This is a genomic window from Leisingera sp. SS27 (assembly GCF_028368855.1).
Classification (GTDB): Bacteria; Pseudomonadota; Alphaproteobacteria; order Rhodobacterales; family Rhodobacteraceae; genus Leisingera.
Genome location: NZ_JAQNCY010000007.1, coordinates 17,004 through 40,887 on the forward strand (window position 1 = coordinate 17,004; position 23,884 = coordinate 40,887).

The window sequence follows — 23,884 nt, forward strand, 5'->3', positions numbered from 1 at the left end:
TGCCGGCCCTTCTGCCGTCAGTTGTCGGAAACCGGGCGGGCATCGTTCACGTTCACACGGAACAGCCCGTCCAGAATTTCTGCTTCGCGCGCCTTTACGGCCGCCTCGGTTTCAGACGATATCAGGCTTTCGTCCATCACCAGTGAACCGCCGCCATAGGCCATGAAACTGTACTGGCCGTAATCCGCAGCCTCGAAACTGCCGCCTGCCACATTGGCAACCGCCTTGTCGATGGTTGCTTCCATGTGCCAGAGGGCCGAAGCCATGATCGTGCCAGGATAGTCGCCGGAGGTGTCGATGACATTGCCCACGGCCTTCACACCGCGTTCAACGGCTGCGTCGGATACGCCAAAGCGTTCAGCGTACATCACGTCCGCCCCGGCATCCATCATCGCAAAGGCGCTTTCCTTGGCCTTTGGCGGGTCATACCAGCTGTCGATGAAGTTCACGATGAACTTCACATCCGGGTTCACTTCCCGCGCGCCATCCATAAAGGCATGCATCAGGCGGTTCACCTCGGGAATGGCATAACCGCCCACCATGCCGATCACATTCGAATCGGTTGCCGCTCCTGCAACCATGCCGGACAGATAGGACGGCTCATGGATCCAGTTGTCGAAAACCGAGAAGTTCGGCGCAACCGGACCAAAGGAAGATCCCATCAGAAAAGCGGTTCCGGGGTAGTCTTTTGCAACTTTGCGCGCCGCGCGCTCGAGCCCGAACACCTCACCAACGATAAGCTGCTGCCCTTGTTCGGCATATTCGCGCATCACCCGCTCATAGTCTGTGTTCGCAACGTTTTCCGAGAAGACGTAGTCGATATCGCCACGCTCGGCTGCGGCGTTCAGAGCTTTGTGGATCCGGCTGATCCATTGCTGCTCGACGGGCAGCGTATAGATTGCTGCAACCTTGATCTTTTCAGCCACGGCAGCACCTGCGCTCAGCAGGCTCGCGCAGGTAAAGAAAACCGCAAGCACGGCTCTTCTTGTTAGTGAAGCATTTTTCATTGTTTCCCTCCCATTTTCCGGCAGTGAAACATTTTTTGACCAAATAATCAAATTTATCCGATTTTACCCACCGAAAGTGACCCGAATGCGCAATCCTGAGACTACGATACACTCTAAAATGGAGACGTTCCGTTGAGTTGCAGAATTACTTGAATTGGGCTCGCGGCTAGCCTGCGGCACTGCTGAACAGAAATCTCATGAGACGTGCCGGAAAGTCGGCTTCCAGCGTTTCGCAATGTTCAGCCTGCGCCTGCAGGGAAGGTCCGGATTCCGCCCGACCTGCCTGCGAACCCGTAGCGGCTAATCGACAGGCCGGAGGTCCGGTTCGGGCTGCTTGCGGTCCTTGTCCCCTGCGGCGGGAGCGACGGCGTTTCCCGCCTCACTGCCAATCCAAGCCCGACCAGGTGAACGGCCCCTATCTCAGGGATCAGCCATTCACGCTTGGCGCGGCGGATGGCTGGAACGAGCCCAGAGGAGAAGTGTCCAATTCTCGCTGCGCGCGCTCGCAGCAAGGAAATTGCCGCAGAGACGCAAAAGTTTACGCCGCCTTGCAGCGGGGAGATCGGCCATTCGTCGCCCGCGCAGAAAATCTAAGACGGTAAATCACACAGCGCGGACAACGCTACACTCCGTTGAAATTTCGCTAATGATCGGTTTCAACGAGGAGTTCTAATTGAGCCCATCCAATACAGACACTGCTAGTCGATGGGGATATCGCAATCGGGTTGCAAGCAAAAATCTAGTCGACACAGAATCAAACTGGAAAGGCAACGTTTTGATAGCCGCAATACGTTTCCGATGATTGGATTTGACAGAGCTCCTGATGAAACAGGAGTGGTTATCTATAGCTGCTCCAAACGCAATTGTTTGGGGGTTGTTCCGAACATCGACTTGAACTGGGCTATGAAGTGGGACGTGCTTTCATATCCAATCTCAAAGCCTATTTCGGTGATCGATGCATCGGTTGATAGCACGGCGTCGCGTGCGCGTGTCAGGCGTTGTTCGATCAACCACTTGCTGGGGGCAACGCCAAATTGTCGTTTGAATTCCCGGTTAAAGGCCGACACGGAACGCCCCGACAAATGGGCATAGTCATGTACGCTCAGGTTATGGGTGCAATGTTCCCGCATCAGGTGGCGAATATTGCGTTTTCCGCTGTCAGAGCAGTTTTCATGCAGAAATGATCTGAGGCGCATGGATTCGTCTTCCGCTGCGATTAAAAACAACAATTCCATCAGCTTGGTGTGCAATAACTCGCGTGTCCCGTCGATGGTTTTATAGATGTCGATCATCGAGCTCATGAAACCGTTCAGGCTGTTATGGTGGTCAATTTTATAGGCACCGATACGTGACGTGGGATGTGCAGAATGGCCCGGGCTTTGCCGCTCAAACTCGCGGATCACGGTATCATCAAAGAAGAACAACAGCGCTTCCAGCGGTCCATCCGAACCTGAAAAGTTAGTCACCATAAAGACATCCCGTGGCAGCAAGACCATCTCTCCAGCGCCAACCGTGATCTCTTCCCCAGTAGGGGTAATAAACACCTCTTCGCCTTTGATGATATACCCTAGGCAGGGGCAACTGTTGTAAAACTCCACACCAAAGGCGCTGGACAGGATACGTTTGTGAAAGATCGCTTGTTGCCCGTGTTCCATGACCACCTGTGCATCCGCGAAGTCATGTAATCCTTGCGGAATAACTAGGCTGTTGGTTCCATCCGCCCCAAGGTCCGACAATGTTTGATGTGTTCTGGATGCCATGCCGCGCTTGCCTCTTTTGGGTTGGATGCCAGTTTCTACCTTATCGCACCAGACGACAGATTGCCCCAGATCACGCGCGATATCCGGCATTTTTACTACAGTGCGCGTATTTCCAAAAATTGTGTCGATGTAAAAAACACGCACACAACCAAGGAGATCAATGTGAGTATTTGGGTAACATTGGAGCTGGTCGTTCAGGAAAACGCCTATGCGGATTTGCAGCTGTTCCTAGAGGCGAAGCTGCCCGCGGTGCGTGGGTTTGAAGGGGCTTTGTCCGTATCGATCCTGTTTGATGAAGAGACCAACAAGCTGCTGATCCTCGAAGAATGGAAATCACGCGCGCACCATCAGGCCTATATTGCGTCCATCACGGAAAATGGCGTTATGGAACAGCTGTTGTCTTTCATGACCGGCCCGCCCGATGTGCAATATTATGAGCGCGTGGCGATATGAACGCGCTAAAAGGCTCTTTGCCAACCCGTCGGGATGCATTGACCATGATCGCAGCAAGCGCTGCGGTTTTGGTCGCGCCGATGCAGGTGTTGGCACAATCTAAAACCCCAATCGTCGTGACCAAGACCCGGCTTGTAGGACCCTTGTCTGACCAGCTTATGAAAACCATCACCGCGCGTCGCGGGCATCAGGAGTTCTTGTCACAAAAGGTTTTAACGAATGCAGACAGCGTTGTGTTGATCGAGGAGTGGCGCAAACCGACGGCACAGGCCACAGAAACCTATTATCGCAAGGAAATCTGACATGAACAAAATCCACCTTGGCACTGGGATTGGCGCAGCGGCCCTTGCGACCCTGCATACGTTTGTTGGCACGCCCGAAGTTGCGGATCCACTTTTGGCCGCAACGCTGGAAGACCGGGCCAAGTACATCAACTTCTTCTGTTGGCACATCGTGACCATTGTGCTGTGGGCCGTCGCTGCGGGCTATCTTTGGTCGGCACTTGTCAGACACTCGACCGAGCTGGTGGTTTTTTTGACAATCATGATGGCGGGCATCGGGGTCTGGGGTGTTCTCCTGCCGCCAAGTGTTGGCCTGTCTTATAAGACCATGCCCCAGGGGTGGCTGTTTTTTCCAATCGTAACCCTCGCCGTCTTTGGTCTAATAAATGAAAAACAGGGGACGGTTGGTACGAGAGCCTAATTTTGTTCAGATGCTGAGCCGCTGCCTACAAACATCAAGGTCCAGTGATTCGTGCGCATAGAATTCGCTAACCAATTCAAACTATTGACTTAAATCGGCAACTCGTGCTTCCCGCACCATCGGTCAATTTGGGTTCCGAGCCGCCGAATGCTTGGGCAGAAATGGTGTTACCGGGCGACTTCCGAGAGCAGGCATTCACTCCGCTTGTACGATGACATCGTCAGCGCGGTGCTGATGTCTGGGGATGGAGGGAGGATCGGAGGGCAAATCATGCCAAGAGTCCAGCTTCCCGCTGTCACCACGAAACGCAAAGCCTGGAACAAGGGCCGGATCATCGGCCAGAAACGACCACTGTTGCCGAAACAGGTCTGGGCGATCCGCGCGCGGCTCGAACTGGCGGGCAACCTGCGCGATCTTGCGCTGTTCAACGTGGCAATTGATAGCAAGCTTCGCGGATGCGATTTGGTGAAACTCGCCGTCACTGACTTGGTGAGGGATGATCGCCTTCGCGAAAGGGTGTCTGTGATACAGAGCAAAACCAAGCGGCCCGTTCAGTTCGAACTCTCTGAAAACACGCGGGACACCATTGCCGCGTGGATCAAGTCGCCGGAAATGATCGGCTGCCGTTTCATGTTCCCCAGCCGGTTTCACGACCGCCCCCATATCTCAACGCGCCAATATGGCCGGCTTGTGCGGGATTGGGTGGCCGCGATCGGACTGGAGCCCAGTGGGTACGGCACCCATTCGTTGCGCCGGACCAAAGCAGCGGAGATATACCGGAAAACCGGAAATCTCAGAGCGGTTCAACTTCTGCTCGGACATACCAAGGTTGACAGCACAGTCAGATATCTTGGCGTCGAACTTGAAGATGCACTGAGCATCGCCGAGCAAATCGACATTTGAACCACGTTGGCGGGCGGCACTTGCCGTTCGCCAATTCGAACCGGACCTACGTTCGCGCCGCAGCGGTGGTTTGAATCGAGCCCATTTTTTCGAATGCTACAACTTGTTCCAAAGGCAGCTTCGTGCTCCTTTGAAACTGAATAACTGACCTTCAGATTGTATTCATAGTATTGCGAGAAAGTCCTCTATCGCATCCACCACCGCCTTGGATTTTCGGCGATCCAGCGCATCAGGGTGAAGTGCAGCGAATTTGCCGGAATCGTTATCAAAGTATCGACCATTTGCGTCCGCGAAATCGTCTGAAACCGCAACTTTCACCAGAACGTCAGCACCTTGACTGACATCACCTGCTGCGACGCCAAACGCCTCTTTCACCATTTTACTGCCCAGCATTGAACCTGGGTTTACTGCGATAACTTTCGGTCCTGTTTCACCTGAGACCAGCGCCTGTTCTTGCGTCCACATGGTCAGTGCCAGCTTACTTTGAGCATATGCTTCCCCAGCCGATAAGGTGGTTTTACCAATCAAAGCATCAATCTGCACTGGGGATTGCGCCGCAGAAGACAAGTTGATGACTCGGCTACCACGGGACGAGCAGAGCAAGTCCCACAAGCAATTGGCTAGTAGGTATGGAGCAAAGGTGTTGACGGCAAAACGCGTGTCGAGACCGTCCTCGGTTTTTGCAACGGGCGTGTGGTAAACACCTGCGTTGTTTATCAGAACATCGAGATTCGTATGATCCGCGGCCACTGCTTGAGCCAGGGCCTCTACCTCGTTCACACGTGACAGATCCGCGACATAGCTGTGAATACGACCGCCTTGTGCCAATCCAGCCAGTTCCGTTTGAACTGTATTCAGCTTGTCGACGTTCCGCCCATGCAGAAGAATGGTATGCCCTAGGCCTGCCAAGACACGGACAGTAGCCAGCCCGATACCGTCGGTAGCACCGGTCACCAGGATCGTTTTGGTCATCTCGGTCTCTCCTTTATCAAGTGAATTCTGGAAGCACATGTTCCGCCAGATGCTTTAAAGTGCGTTCTGTATCAGCCTGATTGAAGCGCAGGTTTAGCGCTACGTGATTGAGGCCGATGCCCTCAAGCGCTTTCAGATAGGACACCAGATCGCGCGCATTCAGTCGCAGACCAAGGTGGATGGCTTGCGGTGCCTGACGGTTTTCAACCAGATCGACATAGAGCGGCTGCATTACCGGCTGCTCGTCCCTGCCAGTGTATAGAGTTCGCGCGCGCCAGTCCGAGATGATCTTGGCCTGTGTCGGCGTATCGCGCGGATACAGCATCCAACCATCACCGTTTTGCGCAATCCAATCCGGGGATTGTTGGCTCCCTCCGGTGATCAGCATTGGCAACCGGGCACCATACGGCTTGGGCAGCAAATCAACTGAGCCATCCAATTTGCCGTATCCACCCTGATGAACAGGCGCGGCACCAGCCATGTTGCGAATGTAGCCATAAGCTTCGCGAAACCGTTCGCCGCGATCCTCAAAAGACATGCTCAGCGCTGGGTACTCGTCTGGCCGATCACCAGACGCGATCCCCAACAACAAGCGCCCGTTTGATAATACGTCTATGCTAGTTGCGGCTTTGGCCACATGCGCGGGGTGACGCAGAGGCAGTACTGCACTGGCCAGCCCTAAAGCGACCTGTTGCGTCTGACCTGCCAGATGCCCGAGATAGACCCAGGGATCAAAGATCTGCCCCGCGTCACCAAAACTGGGCACGTTGAACGGTACGTCCCGCAGCCAGATGGCGGCAAAACCGAGTTGCTCCGCCAGTTTGATACGCTCCACCTGGTCCTGCATGGTCGGGACCGCGCTGTTGGGATAGGCCTCCAGGGGTGCCACAAGACCTATGCTCAGCCTGCCTTTTTGGAACACAGAATTGTAGGCCCGATTGATCACCGGGAAGGTGTTGGGTTGGGTTGTGTCGAGCATGTGATACCTCCTGCCCACTCGGATCAGTATCGAACCAGTGTTCGGCTCTCGATGCTCTTGCGGATGCTGTGAACGCTGGCATCCTCGACCAGATCGATTGCGCTGTGGGCGATGGAGGGGTGGCCGCGGTTATCGTAGATGTTGAAGTACGCCACTTCATCCGGCGCCATCCTTGATTGGTACACCCATTCATGCCCGTCATTTGCCGCAAGCCCCATGATGTGGCCCAGACGGTCGGGATAAATCAGATCGACCAGAACCCAATCCTCTTCCTCGACGCTAGACGGGCGCACAAAGCCAAGCGGCGCGCTATTGATTGACGCGTCGACAGGCCGCCAGATATTGATGAATCCGTAATGCCCCGCGCTCCAGTCCTCGGCCTTCTCGGCGCCCAGAATGTCGATCAGCCGTTGCTGGGCACCCTCTGGGCTATAATCGCTATGCACGTTGCGTGCTGGTTTGCGGTCAGAATTCGGATCGTCCACCCGAACTGTGTGGTCGAAGATCACGACATCCCTGGCCTCGACCTCCTGCTTGAGAAGATCGGTCAGTTCGCGGTCATACTCCGCTTTCCACAGCTCGCCTGCGGTGAAATTAGTTACCTTTGTCGGCGCGCGCAGAAAGCCGACGCTGTCGACGGCAAATCTGACGGCTGCATCGCCCATGCGCACATCCTTCACGTCAATGACGGTCGCGGCAAGTTCGGGTGAGATCAGCTTTCCGGTGACCCCTCCGGCGTCGATGTGGAAAGCCTGCCGGGTGTCACTGTGTACGTGATAGTTGACACTTCCAGTCGATTGCATTGGAAACTCCGATAACGCTCTGATCCGCCGATCTTGAAACGATGGTTTCACGGGGCAGGTTGACTGTTTGGTTTAACGATATTCTCCTTGTGCCAGGCCAATCATTGGCCTGGCACGGTTTGATGTATCATCGAGAGAGGGGGCGGCCGGGTTAACCGTCGATGAACACCGATTTCACATGGAGAGTATCCATGTATTCCCGGATAGAGACGATCCGTTCTCCGCGGAACACAAACAGGAAATGGTAAAGGTTGTTGTAGATCAGCCCATCAGCTTTGACGCCGTAGGACTCTACTTCGACAGCCACCCGTTCCCCTTCAGATGTCCATCCAGAAGGAGTGAGCGTCATGCCTTGAGGAAATGCCTGGGTAACCGTCGACATCAGACTGGCGACACCCTCGTTGTTCATCTCCCCGGAGATAGGCAGCTCGCCATCGCGACCCATAACCTTCCAACTCGCGGCATCATCCAGAAGGGCCATAACCCCATCACTGTCACCCGCGCTGAACCGGTCAAGGAAAGCCGTAACGGTTTTCCGGTAGTTTGCGGTGCTCATTTCACATCCTGAATGCCGATTACCAGATCATTCCAGGCGCGCTGGTTGGCCATATCGAACTGGGCCCCGTTGTCGTCAGCATACTGAAACCGCTTTTGCGCCGGTGTCTTGCTCATGGATTGATAGAGCCAGTAGGTCTCTTCCTTAAGCGCCTCGGCGATGGGCAGATCGACTGAGGCATAGACCGTCTCCTTGCAGGCCTGAATGGATTCAGTCGGGAAATGGGCAATGCGTTCAGCCAGAGCCTTTACGTGATCCGTGATCTTGTCTGCATCCAGCGCCTTGTTGATCGTGCCGTAGGCTTCGGCCTTGTCAGCATCGAAATCCTCGGCCCCTAGAATGATTTCGAGCGCGCGGCCCAGACCGACCTGACGGGCCATGCGTGACGCACCACCGCCGCAGGGCAGAATGCCCATGCCCACTTCCATCTGCATGAATTTGGCCTTGCCACGCGCGGCAAAGCGCATGTCGCAGGCCAGAGCGAACTCATGTCCGCCGCCACGGGCAAAGCCTTCGATCTGAGCGATGGTCGCCTGTGGCAGTTTGCTAATGCGCTCTAGCGTGACCTGAAGATCAAGCAGCGCGACCTCCGCGCGCGAGACGGCGGTTGTGGACATGTCTTTGAGGAAATTCGTATCGGCATGAGCCACGAAAATTTCGGGGTGGGCCGACTTGAACACCACCACCTTGATATCGCGGTCCTGTTCCAATTCATTTGCCAGCTTATTCAGATCCTCCAACATCGGCAGGCCCTGGATGTTGACCGGAGGATAATCGAATGTGACCCAGGCAATGCCGCCCTGTGTCGATACGTTGAAAGTTGTGAAGCCATCGTAAGCCATGAGCAGTCTCCTGTGTGCGATTGCGCTCAACATAAATCCTTGAACGACGATAAAAACGGGCGATAATAGAGTTCAGAATTCGCATTTTGGATATAATGATGGATCTCGAAAGCGTTCGCCTCTTTGTCCGGGCCGCTGAGAAGCTGAACATCAGTGAAGCGGGCCGCAGTCTCGGGCTGGCACCTGCGGTCGCCAGTGCAAGGCTCGCCAAATTGGAGAAAAACCTTGGGTCCGACCTGCTGCACCGGTCTACGCGCAAGGTCAGCCTTTCAACCGAAGGGGCCGAGTTCCTTCCCTTCGCCAAAGAACTTCTAGCACAGGAAAAAGCAGCACGTGCGGCACTCGGGCTGGAAACTTCCGAAGCCAGCGGGACATTGCGGTTCACAGCCCCCAGCAGTTTTGCACAAATGTACATCGCGCCAATTCTGCCGGAGTTTCTGGACACATATCCCAGCATAAAACTTGATCTGCAACTCTCCGACCGAATGGTCGGGCTGATCGATGGCAGCTTTGATCTGGCCCTGCGCAACTCAGCCCTGGCGGATTCCAGTTTGAAAGCCAGAAGACTGGCCGATGACCGGCGTATTCTTTGCGCCTCGCCAGACTACATTGACCGTTTCGGGGCTCCGCAAGCTCCGAAAGATCTGCACGCCCATGCTTTGATCGGGTTTCAGGACCACTCAGCCCGGGATCTGAAAACCGCTGATGGGAGAGCAGGTGTATTTGATCCGCAATCCGCAAACTGTCGTCTGGTTCTCAATGACGGGCTGAGCCAGAAGGCCGTGACAGTCGCTGGGGCTGGCATTTCCATGAACTCCATGTGGAGCGTTCATGATGAAATCAGGGAAGGTTCACTTGTCAGAGTACTGCCGGAGTATGATGTCGACGACCAGTCTGTGCTGTGGCTTGTCTATCCAAAGTCCAACGTGCTGACTGCCAAAGTACGCGTGTTCATTGATTATTTGGTTGAGAGGATTGGGAGATCGCCGGTCTGGGAAACATCATGATCGCAGCCGTGTAGCAGTACCGCCCCATTCCAGGAACAGGACGGTAGGAATTGCATCTGGTTAGGCGTTTGCCGCCGTACCTGATAGTTCTTCAACTTCTTCGGCCTTGGGCGAAAACCACCCGGCCCAAGCATAGAGGATGCCAAATACCGGCGCCAGCCAGCAGGCAAATGACAGCGGGATGTACAGCAGGTTCTCAAGGTTGCCGTCGCCGATCGACAGGCCAAGGGCTGTGATCACAAAAGCCCCACCAGCATTCCACGGAATCAGCGGCGAGATGATTGTACCGCCCTCTTCGGTGGCACGCGCAAGGTTCAGACGCGAATACCCGATGCGGTCATATACAGGGCGGAACATCCGGCCAGGCAGTGCGATGGATAGATAGGGGTCTCCGGCCACGGTGTTGGTCGCAACCGATGTCAGGATTGCAGAGGTTTGCACGCCAGCAAAGCTTTTCACCCGTTTGGTCAGCACCGAAATGATGGCGGCTAGACAGCCGGTCCGCTCCAGCGCGCCGCCAAACCCAAGCGCGATCAGGATCAATGAAATTGTCCACATCATCGACTGAATACCCCCACGGTTCATCAGTTTGTCCATGGCTTCAACGCCGGTTTCAACCGAATAACCATAGTTGGCGTAAGTGAAGATGTCGTGGATCGATGCCCCTTGTACATAAATTGCCAATAGCGATGCCAGCAAAACACCAATGAACAGCGAGGGGATTGCAGGCATTTTCAAAACAGCAAGCACCACGACCAAAAGCGCGGGCAGCATCAGCCAGGGTGACAGATTGAACGAGTTTTCAAGCGCAGCTTTAAACGCCTCAATCCGCTCAAACGACGGTACGCCATCGCCAAGGTTGAAGCCAACAGCAAAGTAGATCACCAGGGCGATCAGCATTGCCGGAACCGTCGTCGGCAGCATGTTGCGGATGTGGTCAAACAGGTTGGTGTCCGTCACTGCCGGAGCCAGGTTGGTAGTATCAGACAATGGCGAGATCTTGTCGCCAAAGAAAGCGCCAGAAACCACTGCCGCCGCTGTCCAGTAGGCGGGAATTCCAAAGCCTTCGCCGATGCCCATCAGTGCCAGGCCAACGGTGCCCACGGTCCCCCAAGAGGTCCCCAACGCCAGAGATACAATGGAGCACAGCAACATGCCGGCAGCCAGAAACATCTGCGGCGACAGCAATGCCAGGCCATAGTAGATCAGAGTCGGAACGGTGCCCGCTGCGATCCAAGTTCCAACAATCATCCCAACCAGCAGCAGCACAGATACCGCGGGGAAGGACACGGCGATGACGTGAAACGCGCCCTTTTCTATCTCGTCCCATTTCAGGCCCGTCATAAGGCCAACAATGGTGGTCAAAGCGATCCCAATTGCGAGCGGGATATGGGGTGTGAAATCGCCGAAATAGAAGATCTGCACGCCTAGAATTGCCAGCGTGAGCACAATGGGGATCAAGGCGAGCCCAATCGGCGGATGCGCCTCGGTTTGTTGAAGTGACATTGTTGTTCCTCTCTTCGTATTAACTTTTGTGAACGGCGATGCCGCTCGTATTCTGTAGGTGCGCAAAGCAAAGGCCCGGCTGAGAACAGCCGGGCCGATTGCTCAGTACGTAGATTTCAAAGCCAGTATGGCGGCGGACAAATCCTCGATGGCGGTGCCGACCCCTTTGAAAAGGGTTATTTCCTCAGCGGATTGCCGAGGGTGATCGCCGCTGTCACATAGCTCTTTCAAGGTTGCGAGAATGTCGGATTCTTGCAGTATGCCGGTTTCAAGAGGTGTCTTGATGTCGCCACTTTCCACCAACGCATCATGCGTGTCGACATAGACTGACGCGCGGGTCACGGCGGTGTCATCCACTTCGCGCATCTCGGGGGTGAAACTGCCGATCAGGTCCATATGCTGACCGGGGCGCAACCAGTCGCCCAACAACACGGGGGTTCGGGCCAATGTTGCACAGGAAATTACGTCTGCCTCAGCGGCGGTGGATTGCACGCTGTCGGCCACTTCGGCGGCAATGCCCTCTTCCGCCAAAGACGCCACCATGCGTTCGGCATTGTCAGGATTAATGTCGAACACAAGGGTGCGTGTGATTGGCAGGACCTCTCGGTATGCAAGCGCAAGGTTGAAGCCCACGCGGCCAGCGCCAACGATCAAGTGGGTGGCGCTGTCTGGGCGTGCCAAACGGCGGGCGGCAAGGGCCGAGGCGGCGGCTGTACGGCGTGCCGTCAGCTCGCCTCCATCCGCAATCAACAAGTGTTCGCCGGTTTCACGATCAAACAGAACATAGCTGGAGGACAGAGCCGCGCGCCCGCGTTTGGCATTGCCGGGCACAACATTAACCAGCTTGATGCCACCATATCCCTCGCTGCGCCACGCGGGCATCAGCAGCAGCACATCATCCTCGATCGCCTCGTTTTTCAGGTAGTGGTGGTGGCGCAAAGGGGCGTCATAATCTCCACGAAACCCCTCTTCCAACGCGTCGATTAGGTCTTTGTAAGGCAATGCATCACGCGTTGCAGGTAGGTCGAGAATTTTCATGATGTGATCTTTCCGGTTTCTATGGGGTGATCAGCCAGCGCGCGGTTTCAGAAACCTGTGCTGCAGTGTTGGGAGCGCCAGATATCATCGCGGCCATGACCTCGCCCGCGCCTGCGGCCATGGTCCAGCCCAGCTGGCCGTGACCAGCATTGAGCCAAACATTCGAAGTCTTACGAAGTCGACCCAGATAAGGTCGGCCGCTTGGGGTGGTTGGACGCAGGCCCGCCCAGTGTTTCGCCTGAGCCACATCCACGGCACCAGAGAAATGCTGATCCACATAGGTATCGAGATAGGCCACACGATCTGCGGTGATGGTTCTGTCGTGGCCAGCAAATTCTGCAATGGCTGTGACCCGCAAACGATCCCCAAGCTGAGTAACCGCAAGCAGGCTGGTTTCGTCAATAAACGGGCGGTTGGGAATGCGGCTGGCATCCAAAATTGGATAGGTCGCCGAATAGCCTTTGATCGGATAGATCATAGGTTTGACCCCAAACGAGGCGGTCAGTTTGGGAGTTTCCGTGCCTGCGGCAATCACTACATGATCGCAGGCAAAGTGACCGGTGTCGGTCAACACGGCGCAAACACTCGCACCCTTGGTGTCATATCCGGAGACTTTAGTGCCAAAATGAAAAGTAACATTGCTCCGTGCAGTCAGCCAATCGACCAACTTGGCGGTAAAGCTTTGGCAATCCCCCTTGCTGTCCACGTCAGAGATCAACCCTCCCTGCAACTTGCCATGAAAGGCCTGCAGGGCTGGGTCCATCGTCATAAGGGTTGACGCATCATGAGGGGTGAAGCCCGTTTCCGGCCCGACGTTGGCTTGCATCCGTGCCGCAAATTGCGCTTGCGATGTGTAAAGATAGTAGACTCCGTCATGAGCCTGATCAAAACTCAACCCCGCCTCGGTCTCCATCTTTCGCAACGCATCCCGCCCGTGACGTGACAACATCGCCATGGCATTGGAGTGCTTACGATATGCAGCCACGTTACAGTTGCGCAAAAAGCTCACCCCCCATCGCCACAAATCCGGGTCCATGAAGCGAGAAATTTTCACACTGGGTTCTTTGCCTAGAAAGGCGCGCACCATTTGACGTGGGGCTTCGGGCCCAGCCCAGCTTGACGCATGTCCAACCGCGATGATCCCGGCATTTGCATAGCTGCACATGGCCGCCGGTGCGTCGGCTTGGTCCAGCACCACAACCTGATAGCCCCGCTGCGCTAAGTGATAAGCCGTTGCCACGCCAACCACCCCCGCGCCAATCACGGCAACCCTCTGGCTATTTTTGTGTTGCTCATGCATAATTTTGTCTGGACACCCCGAAAGCAGGCTAAAAGTGAATTTTTGGTAAAATAAGAAAAACCATGCCCAAATCAATCAAAACCTTCCCCATTGCAGAAGAATCTGTCGTCTCGCCGATCCTTGATGACGAAGAAAAAAACCATATTCGAACTGAATTGGGGAATAGAGTCAAAAGCTTGCGTCTTGGCGAGGGCATGACTTTGGAACAAGCTTCTGGGGCAACTGGGCTGGCGGTTTCAACGATCTACAAGGTCGAAAATGGCAAAGTCTCTCCCAGTTTTGAGAATCTTCTGCGCTTGGCACGGGGCTATGGTGTGGGTTTGGAGAAGCTGATCGAATCCCCTGCGGAAGAGATGAACACCACCCGCCTGACCGTCACCCGCTCAGGTGAAGGCCGTGCAGTCAGCGGCAAAACCTATGAGTATGAAGTGCTGTGCAACGGGCTGACGGGTAAGAAAATCATTCCCTTGATCGCCACAATTGGCCCCCGCGGCCCTCTTGAACCCAACCAACTGGATCGACATGAAGGCGAAGAGCTGGTGTTCATCCTGACTGGCGATATCGAATTGAAAGTGGAGCATTACCAGCCGGTCATTCTCAGAGCAGGCGATTGCGCCTATTACGACAGCACGATGCGGCACGGCATTAGAAGCCTGGGTACACAGGAGGCGCGGGTACTTTGGGCCTGCACACATGTCGAAGGTGTCAGTTAACGGCCTGCCACACAAACTTCATGGTTCTTTGATCGGGTCAAACTGAAACCTTAGGCGGCAAATGGGTTGCATGGGCTATGCCAGTGCATGGCGGTTATCGGTATTTAGGCACATGCTTACAGAACACGGTCCGATAAAACAAAGGACCACAGCTTGCTGCAACACGTCAGACCCTAGCGGCGAATGGGCTAAAGCAAACCCACCCGGTTTTCCGCTAGTGAGCGGCCAAATGCGAATAGCCGCTTGGTCCGGCGCAGTGTAAGTTTGCGGCTGGCGTGGTGAATGGCAGTTGAAGATCACGCTGGCCGCTTTCCTCCTGCCCTTCCTGCCAAATTTATAATGTGATCGCGGACGAGACCGCGATCGCTTGCACAGAGGTCAGCCGCGCCTCCGCTCCGCTCTAGCGCGCCTGGCATTTTCCGTTTGATTGGTCCGCCTGCCATCCGGCCGGCAATCTGAACACGGGTTCTGATGCCGCTGCGCGTCAGTCTCCACGGAGAAATCCGGTTCCTCCCGCGCTAGGCGCGGGCCCCTCCCAATTTCACCGCTCCGGCCCCGTGTGTCAGATCACCGTCCGGCCGCAGTCCGGGCTGCGCCCACCCTGCTTTGCCCTCCGGAAGACACGAGGTCTTCCGAAGTGAAAATCAGGGAAGGCTTCGCCACTGGCGGAACAGGAGGCGCGAGCGGGGATGTTGGAGACACGAAAAAGGAAATGTTCTGCCGCAAATGGCAAAACTATGTGTCGCCCGACATTCAGTGTCGGGCGACACATAGTTTTTCCTTCGAGGCTTCGATAAGCCATTGATTTTAGGTCCGTGGGAAACTCACGCTCGCACCAGCCTTTCCTTTTGCGACTCATAGATTTTCCTTCGGCTGAAGCAGACATTCATGCCGCGCGCGGCGAAATCGGACTTCGAGCCCATCTTTGACAAATGCTGCGCAAGTAACCAATGGCGACTTTCGTTCACACTTCGATCCGGAACGGCGCATTTGACAGGCGGTACTTGCTATGGACATGTGAACAACCAAATTTGAGAGTCGTGCCATGCTATTGAATTATCTTTACACGAATTTCTTTGAGGAAACACAGTTTGCGGACGCCGTTTGCGCGACGACCGAAGACCTTCACGCACTCATCTTGGTGCGACCGATTAGGCGACCGCGCCCCCTTTTTTTGGCGGCCATACTGGTCGCCGTTCGATGTGCCTTTAGGTATGTCGCGTCAATTATCACGGTCTGCTTCTCGCCGTGTTCTGCAGCCAGACCGGCCATCATCCGAGCGAAAATGCCTTTCTCGCTCCAACGCTTCCATCGGCTGTAAAGCGTTTTGTGCGGACCATAGGCGGCAGGGGCATCGCGCCAACGCAAGCCATTGCGATTTATGAAGATAATCCCGCTCAGAACCCTCCTGTCGTCGACCCTTGGCTTGCCGTGCGATTTAGGGAAAAAGGGGGCCAACTTGGCCATCTGCTCGTCGTTCTGCCAGACAAGGTCGCTCATATCACCGCTCCGTTTTCCAGCTCGTGAATCACGCAGCGCTGCCGAAATCAATGCATCCTATCCCTAAGAAACGCGGGGCTATTCAACCGCCATTGAAAACTTTACTCATGCTGTTACTCCTGAATTCCGGCGATTTCGAGAACAGCGTGCAGCAGAACGTCACCGCCAGCAGTCGCCCATTCTTTAGTGATCTCTTCGGCTTCGTTGTGGCTAAGGCCGTCAACGCAAGGGCACATAATCATTGCAGACGGGGCAACTGCATTGATCCAGCATGCGTCGTGGCCAGCACCTGAGACGATATCGATGTGGCTATAGCCGAGAGATTCAGCTGCGTCGCGAACTGCGCTCACACATTGAGGATCAAATTTGACGGGATCAAAGCCACCTACTTTTTCAAGACTGACTTCCAGCCCCATGTCGCGGCAGATTTTTTTTGTACCTTCATGCAGCCTTTGTTCCATGTCGGAAATGACTTCAATGTCTGGAGAGCGAAGATCGACAGTGAAAACAATCTGTCCGGGTATCACGTTCCGTGAGTTGGGGTGGACGTCAATATGCCCTGCTGCGCCAACTGCGTGCGGCTTATGGCTCCAAGCGATTTCATCGACCAATTCAAGAACACGCGCCATTCCCAAGCCAGCATTTTTGCGCATTGGCATCGGGGTGGACCCTGTGTGAGCGTCCTTGCCAGTGATTTTGATTTCGGTCCAACTTAAGCCTTGGCCATGGGTGACCACGCCAATGACTTTATTTTCGGCTTCCAGAACCGGGCCTTGTTCGATGTGAAGTTCAAAATAGGCTCGCATCTCGCGAGCGCCAACTTCTTCTTCGCCTTGCCAGCCGATACGCTTTAGTTCATCGCCGAAGGCTTTTCCTTCTGCATCTTTGCGATCGTATGCCCAGTCTAACATGTGCTTCTTGGCGAAAACGCCAGACGATAACATAGCAGGAGCAAATCTGGTGCCCTCTTCATTTGTCCAGTTTGTTACAACGATTGGGTGTTTTGTCTTGACGCCAGCGTCATTGAGCGTTCGGATCAATTCCAATCCACCCAGCACACCCAAAACGCCATCGTATTTTCCGCCCGTAGGTTGCGTGTCGAGGTGGGAACCGACGTAAACCGGGAGTGCGTTTTCGTCTGCTCCCGCACGATGCGCAAACATATTGCCCATGTTGTCTACGCCCATGGTACAGCCTGCGCTCTCACACCATTTTTGAAACAGGGCGCGCCCTTCCGCATCGTCATCCGTTAGTGTTTGACGGTTACATCCACCCGCGACACCGGGACCGATTTTGGCCATTTCTTCCAAAGTGTCCCAAAGTCGCTGACCATCAATTTTCAGGTTCTTGCCGTGTTGCATTTTTTCCTCCCTTTTGTGCATGTGGTTCGGCTTGGGAGCGTAGAGACTGCACCGCTGGAGATGCCTTCCGACCAACGTAAAGAGATTTTCTTGTTGTCGATGAGTTTCGTGACTTCGTACATTAATCCAACTCCACAACCTGGCGCAGCACAGCTTCTGTGTTTCTTGGCCTTGCATGGCCAGCATTGCAGCACCAAAGTCCCGCGGTGCCGTCCAAAACCTTTTTTCCTTCGCTCGTCGAGTAGTGCATTCCGTTGGCCCCAACGATCATACGAGGGTTCTTCTTGAACTGCCGGTTGGCAGCGAAAGGCATCCAAAAAGCCTCCAGATCGTTCTTCATTTTGTCCTCCCAAGAGTCTGGTCGAGCGGGATAAAACCATAGTTGGCACGAACGGTCAATCTTTTCTGACTACTTAATCAGTTAAACCTGATCGATCTGACAGCTTAATGTGAACGATTGGACAAACTGTCTTCCTCTGATAAGTTCAATCAGGCATAAAGCTGCTGTGTGGCGGAATCTCTGGACGAAGTATTTTGTCGACGAATCAGCGGGAAGGCTCTCTGAAGGGTGATCTAAAATTGGTCGAATATTCGGGGAGCTATGAGGCAAGTAGGAAGAGAGTGTAGGATGCTACGGCAACCCCAAAAGCAAATTGCAAACAGGGAAAAGAACATTTCAAGAATCAAGGAGGCTGCAGAATACGTGTTTGCTGAACACGGATACTTTGGTGCATCTTTCAGTCTGATCGCCAAGCAGGCTAAGTTGCCAAAGTCGAATATTATCTACTATTTCACCAATAAAGAAACCTTATACCGCGCAGTTGTCGAAGACATATTCGATATTTGGCGATCCGCTGCAGATTCGATCAAAAAAGACAATGATCCAAGTACGGCCATTGCTGAGTATATTGACACGAAACTTGAAATGGCGCGAAATCGCCCATTTGGCTCAAAAGTATGGGCAAATGAGGTGATTCAAGGTGCACCCATAGTTCAAGACTATATGGAAGATGAGTTGCACAGGTGGACCAACGACCGAATGGTTGTCATCCAGCATTGGATAGACTCGGGGAAGCTACGCGCAACAAGCGCTCGACATCTTCTCTATCTGATTTGGGCAGGGACACAACATTACGCTGATTTTCAACATCAAATTGAAACTTTGAACGACAACCATCCACTTACCGATGAGCAATGGCAAGAAACAAAATACTTCCTCAAAGACATCATATTGCGAGGTATTTGCGTTGAATAGAAACTCAATTTTGCGCCCGGACACGGTTCGCTCGAGAAATACAACCGCTATACTGGATGCAGCTGAACTTGAATTTGCAGAACATGGCTTCAAGGGTACGACGATCGCGTCGATAGCCAAGAGAGCAAAACTTCCCCCGGCAAACATCCATTATTACTTCGGATCAAAAGAAATCCTGTACCAAACTTGTGTTGAAAGAATTTTTGATATTTGGAAGGGGGCCGCCGAAGCGTTTGACGAGATCGATGATCCCGTTGTTGCTTTTTCTCTTTACATAACCAGAAAGCTCGATATTTCGCGGGAGCGTCCAAGCGGCTCAAAAATATGGGCCAATGAGATCATCCAAGGCGCCCCAACCATGCATGCTTTTCTTGCCAAGGACCTGTATGAATGGACAAACTCACGCACCGCATTATTTAGAAAGTGGCAGTCAGAAGGACGGCTAAAGCCAGTCAATCCAAACACTATTCTATATATGATTTGGGCGACTACACAGCACTATGCGGACTTTTACCATCAAATTCGTGTTCTCAACGATGGCAAAGAACTTGATGAAGCACAGTGGGAGGAAATAAAGTCTGACGTTTGCTCCATCATTCTTGCTGGGGTGGGAGCTAAGTCAGACTTTTCTGCAAAGCAGGTCCAAGTGGATCAAACAGCCAAGTAGTGTTCAATCTTCTCTGTTTGATCACTTAGATCTTGATTGCTGCCTTCAAGTACAACCTGGCCTTGCTCAAGTACAATGAACTTATCAGCTACTTTTCGACACACTGAAATATTCTGCTCAACAAGCAAGATTGGGATGCCTGTTGACCGAACATTTAAAATAATTTTCTCGATCTCCTCGACGATTACTGGTGCCAATCCTTCGGTTGGTTCGTCAAGAATTAGGATCTTCGGATCATTAACGAGTGCGCGCGCAATGGCGAGCATTTGTTGCTCTCCGCCAGATAAATTTCCACCTCCGTTTTTGCGTCGTTCTTTTAGGCGTGGAAAAAGGGAATAGATGTCGTTTATCGACCAATTGGATGCGGGATTATGCGAGATGTAAAGGTTTTCTTCGACACTAAGGATTTCAAAAATGTCTCTGTTTTCAGGCACAAAGCAAAGACCCTGGCGAGCAATCCTATGTGAAGCAATATTTGTTAGCTCATTGCTTTCGAAGTGAATTGATCCATCGCGAACATCCACCAATCCCATTATTGATTTTAGCAGTGTAGACTTTCCTGCGCCATTGCGACCGAGTATGGCCAAAACTTCTCCTCTTTTGAGCGTGCAATTAACGTCGAAAAGGATGTGGCTCTTATCATAGAATGAGTTTACGTTATTCAGTTCAAGCATCTTCAGTTTCCCCGCCAAGATACGCTTCTCTAACGCGTTGGTCGTTTTTAATCTGATCGGGCGTTCCTTCGACGAGAATTTGCCCAAGCTGCATCACCGTGATTTTATCACTGATTTCCAGAACGATACCCATGTTATGCTCAATCAAAAGAACGGTGATGTCCTTCGTGAGTCTTCTAACCAAATTAGAAATCATGGGGATGTCATCAACACCCATTCCTGATGTTGGCTCATCGAGAAGTATCAGTTTAGGTTGTTGGGCAAGAGCCATTCCCACTTCCAACATTCTTTGCTGGCCGTGCGAGAGGTCTCCGGCGATAGTTTCCGCTCGATTCTCGAAGCCAGTTGTCTCAAGCGCATAGTCCACTGCAGCAGCAGTTTTCTTCACAGTAGAAGCCGATGAACTCCAAAAGCGGAAACCATCGATGCTAGAGACACCCAGTGCGGCGATTTGCAGGTTCTCACGCACGGTCATTTCGAGAAACAGGCTTGTAACTTGAAATGACCGGGACATGCCTAAGGAAGAGCGTTTTTCCGGTCCGAGCTTCGAGATTTCTTTATTGTCAAAGAGAATTCTCCCTGACGTTAGACGCTGCACCCCAGTCAGACAATGAAACAATGTCGTTTTTCCAGCTCCGTTTGGGCCAATGACCGCATGAAGTGTGTTAGGTTGAACGTCTAAATTCACGTCAGTCACGGCTTTGAATTCGCCATAACGCTTGGTGAGTCTGTTTGTTGTTAGAATTGACATTCTAGGATTCTTTCTGTGTCGATGCGGAGCCAAGTTTCTGGCTCAAGAATTCAAATACGCCATAGAGGCCGGAAATAAGTCCGCCGCGCATGTAAAAGACAGTGAGGATCAAGATCCCACCCAACATGAACAGCCATCTCTCCCAGAAGGCCGATAGCATGTCCCCAACCACGACCAGGAACAGTGAACCTAAAACAGCGCCGTAAACATTTCCGGTCCCGCCAATGATTGCCATGATCAGGATGTGTTCACTCATTATGAGTTCGACGTTGCTCAAAGGTGCAAAATTTAAGAACAGCGCGTACATTCCACCCGCATAGGCGGTGATCGATCCCGAGAAAACGAATGCGAGTACCTTATACCATTTGACTGAGTAACCGAGTGCTGTAGCTCTTTCTTCATTTTGTTTGATAGCAAGTAAGGTTCGCCCAAACTGAGAATGAGTAATTCTCAGCAGCGCAAGGAAAATCAGGACAAACGAGATTGCTACGAAAGCATAGAATTTCTCTGAACTATCTATAGCAATTTCGTATCCAAAAATGTTAACGCTGTTTCGTGGAACGTCCAGCAAACCGTTATCACCGCCCGTCCATTCGTCCAGGGTGTAGGAGATAAAAAAGGCAAGTTGTGTAAATGCCAATGTTAGCATCACGAAGTAAATACCCTGCCTTCTTATTGCCAGTGCTCCGACCAAAGCCGCGACAATCGCTCCAGCCGCTGTGGCGATCAAGAGACCAACTAGAAAGTTGACGCCCAAGTGGATTTGACTGAGACTTGCAACGTAGGCTCCCAAGCCGAAGAAAATCGCTTGGCCGAAGGAAAGTAGCCCTGCATACCCAAGCAGAATGCTGCAGCCCAACGCTATGATAGCAAAAATCAATACCTCTGTTGCCAGCGAGATAGACGGCAAGACTAAGAAAGCAGCCAGCGCGATGGCAATCAAAATCGGGCAGTGTTTAAGTTCTAGTGACATTACATTATGCCCTTCCAAATAGGCCGCGCGGCCGTGACAAGATCACTGCAGCCATTGCTGCGTAAACCATCAGACTAGCACCTTCCGGCCAGACGCTACTCATGACGCTTTGCATAACGCCAACTACAAGACCGCCAACGAGGGCTCCAAGAAAGCTACCCATGCCTCCTATCACAACAACGATAAAGGCGATGCCGAGCGCTTCAACGCCCATAAAGGGGTCAGCCCCTCGAAGTGGTGCCGCGAGCACGCCCGCCAAGCCTGCCAAAAGCCCTCCCAATCCAAATGTAATTGAGAATAGACGCGTGATGTTCACGCCAAGAAGACCAACCATTTGCGCATTTTCGGAGCCTGCCCGAACTAGTGCACCGAATTTTGTTTTTTCCAGCCCCCACCACACGACGATTGCGATCAGTGCAGAAAATGTGATTACAAACGCACGATATTTGGGGTAAATGAAGTCCCCAATCTCAATAATTCCTGCCAATGAACTGGGAGGCGAGACGTTTTTTCCGATCGGCCCCCAAATCATAATGACCAACTCCTGCAGCATCAGCGCGACGCCAAGGGTCACCAGGATCTGATACTTGTGTTCCAGAACATAGGAGAATTTGACGACGCTTTGCTCAAGCGCAATAGCCAAGGCTCCAATGACTAAAGGGGCAATCAGAAGCGCAAGCCAGAAGTTACCGGTCAGAGATACAATGACAAAGGTGACATACGCTCCGACCATATAGAATGCGCCGTGTGCAAAATTGACAAAGTTCAGAAGGCCGAACGTGATTGTAAGTCCAACGGAAAGTAGGAAGTAAATCACACCGAGCCCAAGCCCGTTCAGGAGCTGAAAGAAGAAGAGTTCCATGTATTTCCCCATAGAATGAGCCAGGGGTTCTTGAGCCCCTGGCTCGTTAGTTATTATGCAAGATTACGACATCTTACACAGGGAAGCATTTTCATCGGGGAATGACTTTCCTGAACTGATAACGTCAACGAAATTGTCTTCGTCGGACATGGCGCTTTTCGCTTTACCTTTTAGCAGATAGTAATCCTTGATTGCCTGATGGTCGAAGGCGCGGATCGTCTCTTCGCCGGTTAAGCCTTCGTAAGTCATCCCTTCCATAGCGGAAATGACTGCCGCAGGATCATCTGAGCCAGCTTTTTCAATGGCATCGATAATAATCTTGGTTCCAATATAGTCGCCTGCCATCGGGTAAACAGGATTTACACCGTACTTATTGCGGCACAACTCAACAAATCGCGCATTGCCCGGATTCTGGACTTCATGCCAGTATTGGGCGCCAAGATAAACGTTCTCAAGAATATCGGACCCAAGGGACTTGTATTGATCCAGACCAGCACTCCAAACAACGAGAATTTTCATTTTATTCTTCAGGCCAAAGTTCATTGCTTGCCGAAGAGACGTAGAAGATTGCCCGCCGAAGTTCAGAAGGACAAGCAGGTCGGGCTTGGCCGCAGCTGCGTTTGTAATATATCCCGAGAATTCTTTTTCGCTGAGTGAGTGGTAGCTGTTGCCAACGTGCTCTACACCTTTGTCTGCAAGAACATTTTTTGTGTTTGTCAGCAAAGCCTCACCAAATACGTATTGCGGTGTGATAGTGTACGCGCTTTTGATTGATGGATCTAGTTCGAGAAGAGGCCTCAAAGTTTGTTCAACCGCACCGAATGTAGGTGTCGACCAGCGGAATGTTGAGCGGTTGCACTCACTACCAGTCACCTCGTCCGCTCCAACTGGAGTAGTGAAGACTCCACCGACATTTGCAACTTCTTTGCCGACAGCCAGGCCAGTTGAAGACAGAGTGGCACCGTTGAAAAATCTCGCGTTGTCTTTTTCAATGGCTTCCTTGATCTTACGCACTGCTTTCCCTGCGTTGCCTTCGCTATCCAGAAGGCGGTAGTTCAGAGCCTTGCCAATGACGCTGCCAGCGGCTTCTACAGCCATTTCGCTGCCCTGATTTGCGAATTTACCGTAACTGGCAAAGTTGCCGGAAACTGACTTCAACCCAAAAATATCAATACCGCCCGACGCTTTCGCTAGTGTGGGCAAGCTGAGGGCTGCTGCCGCCGCAGTCGACGTAACTAGAAACTTTCTTCTGTCCATTGAGTGATCCTCCCAGAATCTGATTATGTGATCAAGATGTAAC

General features: G+C 52.8%; 24 protein-coding genes and 2 pseudogenes. 8 read left to right on the forward strand and 18 right to left on the reverse strand.

The annotated features are described in order from the left end of the window. Positions 1 to 17: 17 nt before the first annotated feature. Positions 18 to 1,007, reverse strand: coding sequence for a BMP family protein (locus tag N6L27_RS15275; protein WP_271908165.1), 990 nt, complete (start codon positions 1,005 to 1,007; stop codon positions 18 to 20). 842 nt (positions 1,008 to 1,849) lie between these two features. Then, positions 1,850 to 2,857 (reverse strand): AraC family transcriptional regulator, encoded by a 1,008-nt coding sequence (locus N6L27_RS15280; RefSeq protein WP_271908166.1) that lies wholly within the window; start codon positions 2,855 to 2,857, stop codon positions 1,850 to 1,852. A 72-nt stretch (positions 2,858 to 2,929) separates the two neighbouring features. Here N6L27_RS15280 and N6L27_RS15285 point away from each other — a divergent pair, with 72 nt between their 5' ends. The 4 genes from N6L27_RS15285 (at position 2,930) to N6L27_RS15300 (ending at position 4,825) form a co-directional block, all read left to right on the forward strand. After that, positions 2,930 to 3,220: a putative quinol monooxygenase gene (locus tag N6L27_RS15285; protein ID WP_271908167.1), complete on the forward strand. Its 291-nt coding sequence runs from the start codon at positions 2,930 to 2,932 to the stop codon at positions 3,218 to 3,220. Positions 3,221 to 3,264: 44 nt separating this feature from the next. Next, entirely contained in the window at positions 3,265 to 3,522 is a 258-nt protein-coding gene (locus N6L27_RS15290) for a hypothetical protein (RefSeq protein ID WP_271908168.1), read from the forward strand. A gap of 1 nt (position 3,523) precedes the next feature. Then, positions 3,524 to 3,922: a hypothetical protein gene (locus tag N6L27_RS15295; protein WP_271908169.1), complete on the forward strand. Its 399-nt coding sequence runs from the start codon at positions 3,524 to 3,526 to the stop codon at positions 3,920 to 3,922. Positions 3,923 to 4,192: 270 nt separating this feature from the next. Next, positions 4,193 to 4,825 (forward strand): tyrosine-type recombinase/integrase, encoded by a 633-nt coding sequence (locus N6L27_RS15300; RefSeq protein WP_271908342.1) that lies wholly within the window; start codon positions 4,193 to 4,195, stop codon positions 4,823 to 4,825. Positions 4,826 to 4,987: 162 nt separating this feature from the next. On the opposite strand, the gene N6L27_RS15305 is transcribed toward N6L27_RS15300, so the two are convergent. From N6L27_RS15305 to N6L27_RS15325, 5 genes are all read right to left on the reverse strand, one after another. After that, entirely contained in the window at positions 4,988 to 5,797 is an 810-nt protein-coding gene (locus tag N6L27_RS15305; RefSeq protein ID WP_271908170.1) for an SDR family NAD(P)-dependent oxidoreductase, read from the reverse strand. Positions 5,798 to 5,813: 16 nt separating this feature from the next. Continuing rightward, positions 5,814 to 6,776: an LLM class oxidoreductase gene (locus N6L27_RS15310; RefSeq protein WP_271908171.1), complete on the reverse strand. Its 963-nt coding sequence runs from the start codon at positions 6,774 to 6,776 to the stop codon at positions 5,814 to 5,816. A 23-nt stretch (positions 6,777 to 6,799) separates the two neighbouring features. Next, positions 6,800 to 7,579, reverse strand: coding sequence for a CmcJ/NvfI family oxidoreductase (locus tag N6L27_RS15315; RefSeq protein ID WP_271908172.1), 780 nt, complete (start codon positions 7,577 to 7,579; stop codon positions 6,800 to 6,802). 151 nt (positions 7,580 to 7,730) lie between these two features. After that, positions 7,731 to 8,135 (reverse strand): nuclear transport factor 2 family protein, encoded by a 405-nt coding sequence (locus tag N6L27_RS15320; protein WP_271908173.1) that lies wholly within the window; start codon positions 8,133 to 8,135, stop codon positions 7,731 to 7,733. Next, the gene (locus tag N6L27_RS15325; RefSeq protein ID WP_271908174.1) at positions 8,132 to 8,977 is read right to left on the reverse strand and encodes an enoyl-CoA hydratase/isomerase family protein; all 846 of its coding nucleotides are present in this window, start codon (positions 8,975 to 8,977) and stop codon (positions 8,132 to 8,134) included. Before N6L27_RS15325 ends, N6L27_RS15320 begins: the two co-directional genes overlap by 4 nt. A 98-nt stretch (positions 8,978 to 9,075) precedes the next feature. Between N6L27_RS15325 and N6L27_RS15330 the strand changes: the two genes are divergently transcribed. Beyond that, the gene (locus tag N6L27_RS15330) at positions 9,076 to 9,984 is read left to right on the forward strand and encodes a LysR family transcriptional regulator (protein WP_271908175.1); all 909 of its coding nucleotides are present in this window, start codon (positions 9,076 to 9,078) and stop codon (positions 9,982 to 9,984) included. Between the two features lie 60 nt (positions 9,985 to 10,044). Here N6L27_RS15330 and nhaC read toward each other — a convergent pair whose 3' ends face one another. From nhaC to N6L27_RS15345, 3 genes are all read right to left on the reverse strand, one after another. Beyond that, the gene (gene nhaC / locus N6L27_RS15335; protein WP_271908343.1) at positions 10,045 to 11,490 is read right to left on the reverse strand and encodes a Na+/H+ antiporter NhaC; all 1,446 of its coding nucleotides are present in this window, start codon (positions 11,488 to 11,490) and stop codon (positions 10,045 to 10,047) included. Between the two features lie 102 nt (positions 11,491 to 11,592). Beyond that, the gene (locus N6L27_RS15340) at positions 11,593 to 12,528 is read right to left on the reverse strand and encodes an ornithine cyclodeaminase family protein (RefSeq protein WP_271908176.1); all 936 of its coding nucleotides are present in this window, start codon (positions 12,526 to 12,528) and stop codon (positions 11,593 to 11,595) included. 19 nt (positions 12,529 to 12,547) lie between these two features. Then, positions 12,548 to 13,903, reverse strand: coding sequence for an FAD-dependent oxidoreductase (locus N6L27_RS15345; protein WP_271908177.1), 1,356 nt, complete (start codon positions 13,901 to 13,903; stop codon positions 12,548 to 12,550). On the opposite strand from N6L27_RS15345, the gene N6L27_RS15350 reads away from it, so the two are divergent. Then, a complete protein-coding gene (locus N6L27_RS15350; RefSeq protein ID WP_271908178.1) occupies positions 13,891 to 14,541 on the forward strand; it encodes a helix-turn-helix domain-containing protein in 651 nt (216 codons plus the stop codon). The two genes, N6L27_RS15345 and N6L27_RS15350, sit on opposite strands and share 13 nt — an antisense overlap. A gap of 1,137 nt (positions 14,542 to 15,678) precedes the next feature. On the opposite strand, the pseudogene N6L27_RS15355 reads toward N6L27_RS15350, so the two are convergent. From N6L27_RS15355 to N6L27_RS15365, 3 genes and pseudogenes are all read right to left on the reverse strand, one after another. After that, positions 15,679 to 16,041 (reverse strand): annotated as a pseudogene (locus N6L27_RS15355) (transposase); the annotation flags it as partial. 113 nt (positions 16,042 to 16,154) lie between these two features. Further along, positions 16,155 to 17,402: a Zn-dependent hydrolase gene (locus tag N6L27_RS15360; protein WP_271908179.1), complete on the reverse strand. Its 1,248-nt coding sequence runs from the start codon at positions 17,400 to 17,402 to the stop codon at positions 16,155 to 16,157. A 124-nt stretch (positions 17,403 to 17,526) separates the two neighbouring features. Beyond that, positions 17,527 to 17,742, reverse strand: a pseudogene (locus N6L27_RS15365) (aspartate aminotransferase family protein); the annotation flags it as partial. 288 nt (positions 17,743 to 18,030) lie between these two features. Here N6L27_RS15365 and N6L27_RS15370 point away from each other — a divergent pair. Both N6L27_RS15370 and N6L27_RS15375 read left to right on the forward strand, forming a co-directional pair. Next, a complete protein-coding gene (locus N6L27_RS15370) occupies positions 18,031 to 18,657 on the forward strand; it encodes a TetR family transcriptional regulator C-terminal domain-containing protein (RefSeq protein ID WP_271908180.1) in 627 nt (208 codons plus the stop codon). Beyond that, positions 18,590 to 19,324, forward strand: coding sequence for a TetR family transcriptional regulator C-terminal domain-containing protein (locus N6L27_RS15375; RefSeq protein ID WP_271908181.1), 735 nt, complete (start codon positions 18,590 to 18,592; stop codon positions 19,322 to 19,324). Before N6L27_RS15370 ends, N6L27_RS15375 begins: the two co-directional genes overlap by 68 nt. On the opposite strand, the gene N6L27_RS15380 is transcribed toward N6L27_RS15375, so the two are convergent. The 5 genes from N6L27_RS15380 to N6L27_RS15400 form a co-directional block, all read right to left on the reverse strand. Next, positions 19,309 to 19,998 (reverse strand): ABC transporter ATP-binding protein, encoded by a 690-nt coding sequence (locus N6L27_RS15380; protein ID WP_271908182.1) that lies wholly within the window; start codon positions 19,996 to 19,998, stop codon positions 19,309 to 19,311. The genes N6L27_RS15375 and N6L27_RS15380 overlap by 16 nt on opposite strands. After that, the gene (locus N6L27_RS15385; RefSeq protein WP_271908183.1) at positions 19,991 to 20,749 is read right to left on the reverse strand and encodes an ABC transporter ATP-binding protein; all 759 of its coding nucleotides are present in this window, start codon (positions 20,747 to 20,749) and stop codon (positions 19,991 to 19,993) included. Before N6L27_RS15385 ends, N6L27_RS15380 begins: the two co-directional genes overlap by 8 nt. Before the next feature lies 1 nt (position 20,750). After that, positions 20,751 to 21,722 carry a branched-chain amino acid ABC transporter permease gene (locus N6L27_RS15390; RefSeq protein WP_271908184.1) on the reverse strand — a complete coding sequence of 324 codons (972 nt, stop codon included), beginning with the start codon at positions 21,720 to 21,722 and terminating at the stop codon, positions 20,751 to 20,753. A 4-nt stretch (positions 21,723 to 21,726) separates the two neighbouring features. After that, positions 21,727 to 22,584, reverse strand: coding sequence for a branched-chain amino acid ABC transporter permease (locus N6L27_RS15395; RefSeq protein ID WP_271908185.1), 858 nt, complete (start codon positions 22,582 to 22,584; stop codon positions 21,727 to 21,729). Between the two features lie 63 nt (positions 22,585 to 22,647). After that, on the reverse strand, positions 22,648 to 23,841 hold the full coding sequence (locus tag N6L27_RS15400) for an ABC transporter substrate-binding protein (protein ID WP_271908186.1): 1,194 nt from the start codon (positions 23,839 to 23,841) through the stop codon (positions 22,648 to 22,650). Positions 23,842 to 23,884: the final 43 nt, after the last annotated feature.

What these genes read in the sequence shown, in the direction of transcription:
- N6L27_RS15275 (WP_271908165.1), bottom strand. Translation starts at nt 1,007, where the DNA reads ATGAAAAATGCTTCACTAACAAGAAGAGCCGTGCTTGCGGTTTTCTTT.
- N6L27_RS15330 (WP_271908175.1), top strand. Translation starts at nt 9,076, where the DNA reads ATGGATCTCGAAAGCGTTCGCCTCTTTGTCCGGGCCGCTGAGAAGCTG.
- N6L27_RS15385 (WP_271908183.1), bottom strand. Translation starts at nt 20,749, where the DNA reads ATGTCAATTCTAACAACAAACAGACTCACCAAGCGTTATGGCGAATTC.
- N6L27_RS15290 (WP_271908168.1), top strand. Translation starts at nt 3,265, where the DNA reads ATGATCGCAGCAAGCGCTGCGGTTTTGGTCGCGCCGATGCAGGTGTTG.
- N6L27_RS15315 (WP_271908172.1), bottom strand. Translation starts at nt 7,579, where the DNA reads ATGCAATCGACTGGAAGTGTCAACTATCACGTACACAGTGACACCCGG.
- N6L27_RS15305 (WP_271908170.1), bottom strand. Translation starts at nt 5,797, where the DNA reads ATGACCAAAACGATCCTGGTGACCGGTGCTACCGACGGTATCGGGCTG.
- N6L27_RS15400 (WP_271908186.1), bottom strand. Translation starts at nt 23,841, where the DNA reads ATGGACAGAAGAAAGTTTCTAGTTACGTCGACTGCGGCGGCAGCAGCC.
- N6L27_RS15300 (WP_271908342.1), top strand. Translation starts at nt 4,193, where the DNA reads ATGCCAAGAGTCCAGCTTCCCGCTGTCACCACGAAACGCAAAGCCTGG.
- N6L27_RS15325 (WP_271908174.1), bottom strand. Translation starts at nt 8,977, where the DNA reads ATGGCTTACGATGGCTTCACAACTTTCAACGTATCGACACAGGGCGGC.
- nhaC (WP_271908343.1), bottom strand. Translation starts at nt 11,490, where the DNA reads ATGTCACTTCAACAAACCGAGGCGCATCCGCCGATTGGGCTCGCCTTG.
- N6L27_RS15340 (WP_271908176.1), bottom strand. Translation starts at nt 12,528, where the DNA reads ATGAAAATTCTCGACCTACCTGCAACGCGTGATGCATTGCCTTACAAA.
- N6L27_RS15350 (WP_271908178.1), top strand. Translation starts at nt 13,891, where the DNA reads ATGCCCAAATCAATCAAAACCTTCCCCATTGCAGAAGAATCTGTCGTC.
- N6L27_RS15390 (WP_271908184.1), bottom strand. Translation starts at nt 21,722, where the DNA reads ATGTCACTAGAACTTAAACACTGCCCGATTTTGATTGCCATCGCGCTG.
- N6L27_RS15280 (WP_271908166.1), bottom strand. Translation starts at nt 2,857, where the DNA reads ATGCCGGATATCGCGCGTGATCTGGGGCAATCTGTCGTCTGGTGCGAT.
- N6L27_RS15320 (WP_271908173.1), bottom strand. Translation starts at nt 8,135, where the DNA reads ATGAGCACCGCAAACTACCGGAAAACCGTTACGGCTTTCCTTGACCGG.
- N6L27_RS15380 (WP_271908182.1), bottom strand. Translation starts at nt 19,998, where the DNA reads ATGCTTGAACTGAATAACGTAAACTCATTCTATGATAAGAGCCACATC.
- N6L27_RS15395 (WP_271908185.1), bottom strand. Translation starts at nt 22,584, where the DNA reads ATGGAACTCTTCTTCTTTCAGCTCCTGAACGGGCTTGGGCTCGGTGTG.
- N6L27_RS15375 (WP_271908181.1), top strand. Translation starts at nt 18,590, where the DNA reads ATGAGCAATGGCAAGAAACAAAATACTTCCTCAAAGACATCATATTGC.
- N6L27_RS15370 (WP_271908180.1), top strand. Translation starts at nt 18,031, where the DNA reads ATGCTACGGCAACCCCAAAAGCAAATTGCAAACAGGGAAAAGAACATT.
- N6L27_RS15295 (WP_271908169.1), top strand. Translation starts at nt 3,524, where the DNA reads ATGAACAAAATCCACCTTGGCACTGGGATTGGCGCAGCGGCCCTTGCG.
- N6L27_RS15360 (WP_271908179.1), bottom strand. Translation starts at nt 17,402, where the DNA reads ATGCAACACGGCAAGAACCTGAAAATTGATGGTCAGCGACTTTGGGAC.
- N6L27_RS15310 (WP_271908171.1), bottom strand. Translation starts at nt 6,776, where the DNA reads ATGCTCGACACAACCCAACCCAACACCTTCCCGGTGATCAATCGGGCC.